We start from the raw sequence: 8,065 nt of genomic DNA on the forward strand, positions 1-8,065 counted from the left end.
AGAGAATGTCTATGGCTGAAAGGTAGAAAAAGGCCTTGATTTTTGTGGATGGCGCTTATACGGATAAAAACGAGTTATTTAAATTAGATTCGCATGAATAATTGAAAAATGATAGTTTATGCGCTGAAATTTACATGTGCTCTTTAGTATGGAGCACCACTGACTCCGATAGGGGAATAAAATGCCTGTAATTACCTTGCCTGATGGCAGCCAACGTTCTTTTTCAAATTCTGTAACGGTTATGCAAGTTGCCGAGGACATAGGTCCTGGCCTTGCTAAAGCAACCATTGCTGGTCGTATTAATGGTCAACTTGTTGATGCCTGTGAATTGATTTCTGAAGATGCTGAATTAAGTATCGTGACAGGAAAAAATCCAGAAGGCGTCGAGATCATTCGCCATTCTTTTGCACATCTAATGGGTCATGCTGTTAAGCAGCTGTATCCGACCGCGAAAATGGCGATCGGCCCTGTTATTGACGAAGGTTTTTATTACGATATCGCTTATGAACGTCCTTTTACGCCGGAAGATTTAACGGCGATAGAAAAGCGTATGAACGAATTGGTTAAAACAGACTACGATGTCATTAAAAAAATGACACCTATTTCTGAAGCGCGTCAGCAATTTGAAGAAAGAGGTGAAACGTATAAAGTCGCCTTGATCGATGATATGGATGAATCAATTAAAGAAGTTGGTTTGTACTTTCATGAAGAATACACAGATATGTGTCGAGGCCCGCATGTTCCAAATACACGTGTGCTACGTCATTTTAAATTGACGAAGTTGGCTGGTGCATACTGGCGTGGTGATTCAAATAACGAGCAGTTACAACGTATTTACGGGACTGCTTGGAATGATAAAAAAGAATTAAAAGGTTATTTAACACGTATCGAAGAGGCGGAAAAACGCGATCATCGTAAGTTAGGTAAAAAATTAGACCTTTTTCATCTTCAAGAAGAAGCGCCGGGCATGGTGTTTTGGCACCCTAAAGGATGGCGTCTGTATCAGGCTGTTGAGCAGTATATGCGTCAGCAGCAGATTGATAACAATTACCAAGAAGTTAAAACTCCACAGATTGTAGATCGTGTGCTTTGGGAGAAATCTGGGCACTGGGGTAAGTATCATGAAAATATGTTTACGACGCATTCTGAAAACCGGGACTACGCAGTTAAGCCGATGAACTGTCCGTGTCACCTTCAGGTTTATAATCAAGGTTTGAAAAGTTACCGTGACTTACCATTTCGTATGGCTGAGTTTGGTTCTTGTCACCGTAATGAGCCTTCCGGTGCTTTGCATGGTATTATGCGTGTTCGTAACTTTGTCCAAGATGACGGACATATTTTTGTAACAGAGGGTCAAATTCAGCAAGAGGTATCTGAATTTATCGATCTTTTGCATGAAGTTTATACTGATTTCGGTTTTGATAAGATTATTTATCGTCTGTCGACTCGTCCAGAACAGCGTGTGGGATCTGATGAGGTATGGGATAAGTCTGAAAAGGCATTAGCTGATGCGTTGAACTCTGCTGGTCTTGATTGGGAAGAATTACCAGGTGAAGGGGCGTTTTATGGTCCTAAAATTGAATTTTCTTTGAAAGACGCCATTGGTCGTGTATGGCAGTGTGGTACTATTCAGGTTGATTTTTCAATGCCGACTCGTTTAGACGCCAAATACGTGGCAGAAGATGGTTCACGCCAGACTCCGGTTATGTTACATCGTGCTATTGTTGGCTCGTTGGAGCGTTTTATCGGTATTTTAATAGAAGAAACAGAAGGGGCTTTCCCAGTTTGGCTTGCGCCAGAGCAAGTAATTATCATGAATATTACTGATCGTCAGGCTGACTATTGCTCAGAATTAGAAAAAAGATTGAATTCAAATGGCTTTAGAGCAAAACTTGACTTGAGAAACGAGAAGATCGGGTTTAAAATTCGCGAGCATACTATTCAACGAGTTCCATATATGATCGTTGTTGGTGATAAAGAAGTAGAACAGAACCAAGTAGCCGTTCGTACTCGGACTGGTGAAGATCTTGGAGTGATGAGCGTTTCTGATTTTGAAGCTTTACTTCAAAAAGAAGTGACTCGTCGTAGCCGTAAACAAGACTTGGAGATAGCGCTATAAAAGGTAATATGAATCGTGGACGTGCAGCTGGTAAGCAGCGTCCTCAAATCAACGAGAACATTCGAGCCACTGAAGTGCGTTTAATCGCTGCTGATGGTGAACAAATTGGTGTTGTTTCGATTGAGGAAGCACTGAAAGCTGCTCAAGAAGCGAGCCTTGATTTAGTGCAGATAACTGACTCAGATCCGATTGTTTGTAAAATCATGGATCACGGTAAGCATATTTTTGAAGCGAAAAAAGCAAAAGCCGCTCAAAAGAAAAATGCTAAGCAGATTCAGGTTAAAGAAATGAAATTCCGTCCAGGGACGGAGGAAGGGGATTATCAGGTAAAACTCCGCAACCTGATACGTTTCCTTGAAGGCGGGGATAAGGCTAAAGTATCGCTACGATACCGCGGTCGTGAAATGGCCCATCAGGAGCTTGGTATGCAACTTATGAATCGAGTCGCTTTAGACTTAGAAGAATATGGTGCAGTAGAGCAAGCTGCGAAAATGGAAGGTCGTCAATTGACTATGGTGCTAGGCCCCAAAAAGAAGAAGTAATTTTAAATAACATTAGTTATTAAGAAATTACACTAACATTAACGAATGCGAGAGTGGTTTTATCATGTCCAAAATTAAGTCACACAGTGGCGCAGCTAAGCGCTTCAAACGTACCGCGAATGGTTTTAAACATAAGCAGTCTCATACTAGTCATATTTTGACTAAGAAATCGACTAAGCGTAAGCGTCATCTTCGTGCAATGAAGAGTATCGCTCAAAGCGACAAAGCGTTAATTGTACGCATGTTGCCATACATCTAAGTCTCAATTTTTTAGTTCATTAATTTATTAGTATAAGGTTTATATTATGCCTCGCGTAAAACGTGGTGTTCAGGCTCGTCGCCGTCACAAAAAGATTTTAAAGCAAGCTAAAGGTTACTACGGTGCACGTAGCCGTGTATTTCGTGTAGCTAAACAAGCTGTCATCAAAGCAGGTCAGTATCAGTACCGTGACCGTCGTCAGCGTAAACGTCAATTCCGCGCATTGTGGATTGCTCGTATCAACGCTGCTGCACGTATCAATGGTCTATCTTACAGCCGTTTCATCGCTGGTTTGAAAAAAGCAGCAATTGAAATTGACCGTAAAGTTTTGGCTGATCTAGCTGTGTACGAGAAAGAAGTTTTTGCTGCAATCGTTGAAAAAGCGAAAGCAAGCTTAGCTTAATTTCTGACGTAGCCTTAGAGTAGTTCAATCTTGAAAGATTTCATCTTAATAGAGCGAGTTATTCAATGCAGTCTTTGATAGGGGAAGAGCTAGCGCTCTTCCCCTATTTTATTTTTTGGAGTGTATAAATGGAGAACCTAAAGCAGATTCTTGCTGATGCGCTAAGCGCAGTTGCTGCTTCTGATAGTGAGTCCGCACTGGATGATGTACGTGTGCATTATTTAGGTAAAAAGGGCGCTTTGACCGCTCTGTTGAAACAACTAGGTAATGTTTCTGCAGAAGATAGACCAAAGTTTGGTCAAATGGTTAATGAAGCTAAAGATCAAGTGCAAGGCAAAATTACAGAGCGTAAAGCTGGTCTCGTTAAGGCAGCTTTAAATGCTAAATTGGCTACAGAGACAATTGATATTTCTTTGTCTGGTAAAGGTCAAGAAGTGGGTGGTCTGCATCCAGTAACAAGAACAATGGAGCGTATTGAAACCTTCTTCCGTGGTATTGGATTTGATGTGGCAGCAGGCCCAGAAATTGAAGATGATTATCATAACTTCGAGGCGTTGAATATTCCTGCTCATCATCCAGCACGAGCTATGCAGGATACTTTTTACTTTAATCCAACAACCGTACTGAGAACCCATACATCTCCTGTTCAAGTGCGCACGATGGAAAAAACTCAGCCGCCAATTCGAATTATTTGTCCTGGTCGTGTGTATCGTTGTGATTCGGATCAAACGCATACGCCGATGTTCCATCAAGTTGAAGGCTTGTTGATTGATGAAAATATTTCCTTTGCAGATTTGAAGGGTATTTTGCAAGAGTTTCTAAATGTTTTCTTTGAAGATGATTTGAAAGTTCGATTCCGTCCTAGTTACTTTCCATTTACTGAGCCTTCTATTGAAGTGGATATTATGCGCACTAACAGTAAGGGCGAAGAATCTTGGTTGGAAGTATTAGGTTGTGGCATGGTTCACCCTAAAGTGCTTGAAATGTCTGGAATTGATTCTGAGAAGTACACCGGTTTTGCTTTTGGTATGGGCGTAGAGCGTTTTGCTATGTTGCGTTATAAGGTAGATGACCTGCGTATGTTCTTTGAGAATGATTTACGCTTTCTTAAGCAATTCAAGTAATCAGTCGGATCTAGGATGTTTTTATGAAAATTAGTGAGAATTGGCTAAGAGAATGGGTCAATCCAGATATCAGTAGCGATGATTTGGTGGCTCAAATAACCATGGCTGGTCTTGAAGTTGATGAAGTTTTACCTGTTGCGTCTGAGTTTTCGGGGGTAGTAGTAGGTGAAATTATCAGCGCAGATTCCCATCCAAATGCTGACAAGCTTCAGGTTTGTCAGGTGTCGGATGGTGCAGATATATTTCAAGTTGTTTGTGGTGCGCCGAATGCTCGTGCAGGAATTAAAATTCCTTTCGCGAAGATTGGTGCAGTACTGGGTGCGGACTTTAAAATCAAAAAGGCTAAACTTCGCCAAATAGAGTCTTTTGGTATGTTGTGCTCAGCTTCTGAGTTGGGCGTGAGTGATGAAAATGATGGCATCATGGAATTACCTGAAGCTGCAAAAGCTGGTGAAGATTTCCGTGCTTTTCTAAGTTTGGATGATCAAATTATTGATGTAGATCTAACGCCAAACCGAAGTGATTGCTTAAGTTTGGCTGGATTAGCTCGTGAAGTCGGTGTCTTGAACAAGGTTGACCTTACTCCAGTAAATGTAGTTGCTGGAGATGTTCTGATTCAAGATACATTCCCTGTTCGAGTGGATGCTGTTGATGCTTGTCCTCGTTATTTGGGGCGTGTTGTTCGTGGTGTTGATGTTACCGCACAAACGCCTTTATGGATGGTGGAGAAGTTGCGTCGTAGTGGGATTCGTTCCATCGATCCGATAGTTGATGTTACCAATTATGTCATGCTCGAATTTGGTCAGCCAATGCATGCATTTGATCTGGAAAACTTGTCTGGATCGATTGTTGTTCGTATGGCAGCAGCTGGTGAAAAAATAGTGTTGTTAGATGGCCAGGAAGTATCTCTTCGCGAAGATACTCTGGTTATCGCTGATGACAAGGCACCGTTAGCCATTGCTGGTGTCATGGGTGGTGAAGGATCTGGTGTTAGCGCGGAAACAAAAGACGTTTTTCTTGAAAGTGCATTTTTTGCTCCTATTTCATTGGCTGGAAAGGCTCGTTCTTATGGTTTGCACACTGATTCGTCTCATCGTTTTGAGCGTGGTGTTGATGCAACCTTACAGGAAAAGGCGCTTGAGCGTGCTACCGCATTAATGCTGGAGATTTCTGGTGGTCAGGCTGGTCCTATTACTCATGTGGTAAGTGAAGCTTCTTTGCCTGATGCAGCGGTTGTTACCTTGCGTCGTAAAAAGTTAGATCAATACCTAGCTATCTCGATTGATAAAGACCTTGTCACTGATATTTTGACACGCCTTGGTCTGGAAATGCTGGAAGTGACGGATGAGGCTTGGGTAACTAAAGCGCCATCTCATCGTTTTGATATTGCTATTGAAGCTGATTTGATTGAAGAGGTGGCCCGTGTTTATGGTTATGACAATTTGCCTTCTTCCATGCCTAAAGCGGCGGTGAGCTTTACACCGTTGTCAGAAGGTAAAACGGCGATTCAAACTTTACGTTCAATTTTGGTTTCTCAAGGTTATCAAGAAGCTATTACGTATAGTTTTATTGACCCGAATCTAAGTAAACAGTTTTTGCCTCATATTGAACCTGTGCCGTTAGAGAATCCTATTTCTGCTGATATGGGCGTCATGCGACCAAGCTTGATTCCAGGTCTTGTTAAAGCGTATTTGTATAATCAGAATCGTCAACAGCCTCGTGTGCGTTTATTTGAAACAGGGCGTCGTTTTATTGGTTCTGTGGATGCGTTAGATGATTTAGATCAGCAACAGCAAATATCTGGCCTTATTGCTGGTGTTCGTAATGCTGAGGCTTGGTATCACGGTAGTGAAAAAGTCGATTTTTATGATTTGAAGGCGCATGTTGAAGCGTTGTTTGAGCTAAATGACGGCGGAAAACCAACGTACAAGCGCTCTGAGTGTGAGTTCCTTCATCCAGGACGTTCTGCTGATATCTATGTAGATAGTTTGTTTGTGGGCCTTATGGGAGAGCTTCATCCGCAGCTATCTAAAACATTAGGGACGAATCAGCCTGTTTATGTGTTTGATATTGCATTGAATGCTGTTCTGAGTGCTACTCTGCCAGAGTATAAGGTGGTTTCACGTTTTCCTGAGGTTAGACGAGATTTGGCATTGTTAGTTGATCGTTTGGTTCCTGTGAGCGAATTAGAGCGAGTGATCGTAGGGTCGGCTGGAGAAGGATTTAAAAATGTCTTGGTTTTTGATGTTTATCAAGGGCAGGGTATTGATGAATCTAAAAAAAGTGTTGCTTTGGGCTTGACGTGGCAGCATCCTTCACACACTCTTAGTGATGAAGAAGTGAACAACTCTGTCGAACAAGCTGTTGCAGCATTGTCTGAGCAGTTGGGAGCCGTTGTAAGGGGATAAGTTTATGGGATCGTTGACGAAAGCAGATATTGCTGAAAATTTAGTAGAGGCAATTGGTCTAAGTAAAAAAGACGCGAAAGATCTTGTTGAAGGTTTTTTTGATGTCGTTCGTCATTCGCTTGTAGAAAGGCAGCAAGTTAAATTGTCGGGCTTTGGGAATTTTGAAGTCCGGGAAAAAAGTCAGCGACCAGGTCGAAACCCCAAGACGGGAGAGGAAATTCCTATTACCGCTCGTACTGTCGTCACTTTTAGGCCTGGGCAAAAGCTTAAGTCTAAAGTAGAAGATTATATGCAGGAATGATGTTGTCTCTGTATAAAAAGCCATCTTAAATAGGGTGGCTTTTTTGTACGTGCTTATTAATTTAAGAGATTTCGAGTAATTTGCTGGATGTTGTTTAGATGATTTGTTGTGAGTAATAAGTAAAACGCCACAAACTGGAATGATATTTAGATCAATGTTTAAGCGAATGATCTGTTTAATTTTATTTATCTAATTGAATTGAAAAAAAACAGATAAAAGTCTTCCCTTTTCAGTTCGTTATAGTAATATACGCACCCGCTGACAGCGACAGTGTCGTTGTTAGTTTTCGGGGCGTAGCGCAGCCTGGTAGCGCACTAGCATGGGGTGCTAGTGGTCGCAGGTTCAAATCCTGCCGTCCCGACCAAGAATAGAAATGCCGCTATAGCTCAGTTGGTAGAGCATCTGACTTGTAATCAGAGGGTCCCGAGTTCGACTCTTGGTGGCGGCACCATTACTTGGTCAAAGTTTCTTATTCTTTAGTGATAAAGAGTAGAAATAAAAAAAGATTTTGCTTTTATTAAAGCCGCTATAGCTCAGTTGGTAGAGCATCTGACTTGTAATCAGAGGGTCCCGAGTTCGACTCTTGGTGGCGGCACCATTTCCTAATAGGAAGTGTATGTAAAAGTAAACTGCGTCATGTAATGCCGCTATAGCTCAGTTGGTAGAGCATCTGACTTGTAATCAGAGGGTCCCGAGTTCGACTCTTGGTGGCGGCACCACTTTTACTCTTAGAGTAATTGGAAAATTAATTTAGCGTTTAGCCGCTATAGCTCAGTTGGTAGAGCATCTGACTTGTAATCAGAGGGTCCCGAGTTCGACTCTTGGTGGCGGCACCATTAAAGGCTAAATTAAATGTGAGCGTTTGGCTCAGTTGTAAGACTTAAAACGGGTGTGTAGCTCAGTTGGGAG

Annotated in this window: 7 protein-coding genes and 5 tRNA genes; all 12 read left to right on the top strand. The window is 41.9% G+C overall.

Going from position 1 to position 8,065, the window contains the following annotated elements; all coding sequences use genetic code 11:
* Nucleotides 1-181: 181 nt before the first annotated feature.
* The 12 genes from thrS (at nucleotide 182) to MUS1_RS11290 (ending at nucleotide 7,992) form a co-directional block, all read left to right on the top strand.
* A complete protein-coding gene (thrS, locus tag MUS1_RS11235; protein ID WP_036162536.1) occupies nucleotides 182-2,119 on the top strand; it encodes a threonine--tRNA ligase in 1,938 nt (645 codons plus the stop codon).
* 8 nt (nucleotides 2,120-2,127) lie between these two features.
* Nucleotides 2,128-2,661, top strand: a complete 534-nt coding sequence (gene infC, locus MUS1_RS11240; protein ID WP_036162538.1) for a translation initiation factor IF-3 — start codon at nucleotides 2,128-2,130, stop codon at nucleotides 2,659-2,661.
* A 64-nt stretch (nucleotides 2,662-2,725) separates the two neighbouring features.
* A complete protein-coding gene (gene rpmI / locus MUS1_RS11245) occupies nucleotides 2,726-2,920 on the top strand; it encodes a 50S ribosomal protein L35 (RefSeq protein ID WP_036162540.1) in 195 nt (64 codons plus the stop codon).
* Between the two features lie 46 nt (nucleotides 2,921-2,966).
* Complete coding sequence (gene rplT, locus MUS1_RS11250) at nucleotides 2,967-3,323, top strand: 50S ribosomal protein L20 (protein ID WP_024023333.1); 357 nt, start codon at nucleotides 2,967-2,969, stop codon at nucleotides 3,321-3,323.
* A gap of 128 nt (nucleotides 3,324-3,451) precedes the next feature.
* Nucleotides 3,452-4,447: a phenylalanine--tRNA ligase subunit alpha gene (pheS, locus tag MUS1_RS11255; RefSeq protein WP_036162543.1), complete on the top strand. Its 996-nt coding sequence runs from the start codon at nucleotides 3,452-3,454 to the stop codon at nucleotides 4,445-4,447.
* Nucleotides 4,448-4,470: 23 nt separating this feature from the next.
* Nucleotides 4,471-6,855, top strand: coding sequence for a phenylalanine--tRNA ligase subunit beta (gene pheT / locus MUS1_RS11260; RefSeq protein WP_036162545.1), 2,385 nt, complete (start codon nucleotides 4,471-4,473; stop codon nucleotides 6,853-6,855).
* A 4-nt stretch (nucleotides 6,856-6,859) separates the two neighbouring features.
* Nucleotides 6,860-7,156 carry an integration host factor subunit alpha gene (locus MUS1_RS11265; protein WP_036162547.1) on the top strand — a complete coding sequence of 99 codons (297 nt, stop codon included), beginning with the start codon at nucleotides 6,860-6,862 and terminating at the stop codon, nucleotides 7,154-7,156.
* 287 nt (nucleotides 7,157-7,443) lie between these two features.
* Nucleotides 7,444-7,520 (top strand) — tRNA-Pro (locus tag MUS1_RS11270).
* Nucleotides 7,521-7,531: 11 nt separating this feature from the next.
* Nucleotides 7,532-7,607, top strand: a tRNA-Thr gene (locus MUS1_RS11275).
* Between the two features lie 71 nt (nucleotides 7,608-7,678).
* Nucleotides 7,679-7,754, top strand: a tRNA-Thr gene (locus MUS1_RS11280).
* 45 nt (nucleotides 7,755-7,799) lie between these two features.
* Nucleotides 7,800-7,875 (top strand) — tRNA-Thr (locus tag MUS1_RS11285).
* Between the two features lie 41 nt (nucleotides 7,876-7,916).
* Nucleotides 7,917-7,992 (top strand) — tRNA-Thr (locus MUS1_RS11290).
* Nucleotides 7,993-8,065 lie beyond the last annotated feature (73 nt).

Source organism: Marinomonas ushuaiensis DSM 15871, from assembly GCF_000521805.1.
GTDB classification, from domain to species: Bacteria; Pseudomonadota; Gammaproteobacteria; order Pseudomonadales; family Marinomonadaceae; genus Marinomonas; species Marinomonas ushuaiensis.